Annotated in this window: 1 protein-coding gene; it reads right to left on the bottom strand. The window is 68.5% G+C overall.

The features are described from left to right. Nucleotides 1–61: 61 nt before the first annotated feature. On the bottom strand, nt 62–1872 hold a 1811-nt coding region (locus AC2VON_RS14205), incomplete at its 5' end, for an NHL repeat-containing protein (protein WP_486953526.1).

Here is a 1872-nt window from a genome sequence, read left to right as displayed (position 1 = left end):
GCGACGCCGACGCGCCGACCTGCTCGGGAACAACGAACGTGAACGACATGTGTTGCGTCCTTTACGAACTCGGAGGAGTGAAGTCGGCGACGGCGATCTGTGCGGCGTATTCAGATTGGCTCAAACTCCCGATACCGGTGTTGAACGACTGGACGAGCGCCCCGTTGTCGAGACTGAACAATCCCACGCTGCTGGCGCCGTACGTCGCGTAGATCTGCGACGTGTTCGTCGGATTCACCGTCGCAAACTGGATCGGCGCAAAGCCGGTTTGGAAGCCGACCGACCCGGTTACTTGACCAGACGAGTTAACGATGTAAGCTCCGCCACCCGAGAACGCGTACACATCCCCGGAGCCGTCCGTGGCGGCGACAACCTGGTCGACAATGTTGCCGCCGGATACCACCTGGATTTCGGATACCGCCCCGGTGGCGGGGTCGTATCTCAGAAGGTCAATGCCGTTGGCGGCGTACACGTCACCGTTGCTTGCCACGGTCACCGGTCCCGAGGCAGACGAGATATTGCCGGAGATTTCGGTGACTTGCCCGGTGGGGCTGATCTGATATACACCACCTCCCGCGCCACTCCCCGCGCCGTTCGAGACAACGTAAGCGTCCCCGGCGTTCGGGGTGCCGCTCGGGGCGATTGCAACACCAGATTCCAGCAGCCCGGGCCCTCCGGACCCTCCGTCGACCCCGATTGTGCTCACGATCTGGTTGGTGTCCGGGTTGATGACCAGCACGCTGCCGGAGTCGTTGACGGCATACACATCGCCCGCGTTCGGGGTGCCGGTGGGGGCGACCGTCATGCTGCCGATATTGGCGTAAGAACCTGGCGCGCCGCCGGGGTAGATGGTCGCGACCACCTGCCCGTTGGCGGGGTTCACGACCAGGATGTTCCCGTCGTTGGGGTTGGCGTAGTAGGCGTACCCATTGACCGGGTCATAGGTGACGCCCGGGTCGGATCCTGCCTGATTATACGACTGGTTGATGACGTTCGATGAACCCGACGCGGTGTTCGTGTCGATCTTCACCTGACCATACGGGGCGCTGTTGACGAACAGGTTGCCGCCGGTGCTGGAGAACGTGCCGGTGGTGCCTGACGTGCCCGTTGACCCTGGTTTGACACCCGAGCCGCCGGTACCTCCCGTGCCCGGCTTGGCTCCATAGCCGCTGTCCCCGCCGTTGCCGCCGTTGCCGCCGTCGCCCGCGGTGCCGCCGTTACCGCCGTTACCGCCGTTGCCTCCGGCGATGCCGGGGGCGGAGCTGCTGTACCCGCCGCCGCCGTCACCGCCGTTACCGCCGCTGGTCGGGGTGGTTCCGTTCGTGCCGGTCGCTCCGGTGGTCACCCCGGTTCCCCCGTGGGCCCCGGAGCTGCCCGAACCGACATCCCCGCCTTTACCGCCGTTACCGCCGTCAGGGTTGGTGGAGGTCCCGTTCGCGCCGTTACCTCCGGCCCCGGCCTCACCGCCGTTGCCTCCGTTACCGCCGGCCCCTCCGTCCCCGGTGGTTCCGTGGGTGGCGTCCCCGCCGGTCCCGGCGGTCCCCGCCGAGCCTCCGGCACCGCCGGCCCCGCCGTTCCCGGTCCCGCCGTTGGCGTAGGAGCCGGTCGCCCCGCTGGACCCGTCACCGCCCGAACCGGCGTTGCCTCCGGCCCCTCCGTTTCCGCCCAGGGTTCCGCCCTGACCGCCGGTCCCGCCGGAACCGCCGGAACCGCCGGCCTGTCCGGCACCGCCCGGGGTGGTCGGGGTGGCCCCGTTGGCCCCGTCACCACCGGCCCCGCCGGCCCCGCCGTTGCCGTAATCCCCGGCCGCGCCTCCGTTACCGCCGTTACCGCCGGAGGTTCCGGGGGTGGTCGGGGTGTATCCCTTGCCGC

Source organism: Mycobacterium sp. TH-M82 (assembly GCF_057473605.1).
The sequence above is the reverse complement of the archived record's forward strand: the minus strand, read 5'-3'. Positions and strand labels throughout refer to the sequence as shown.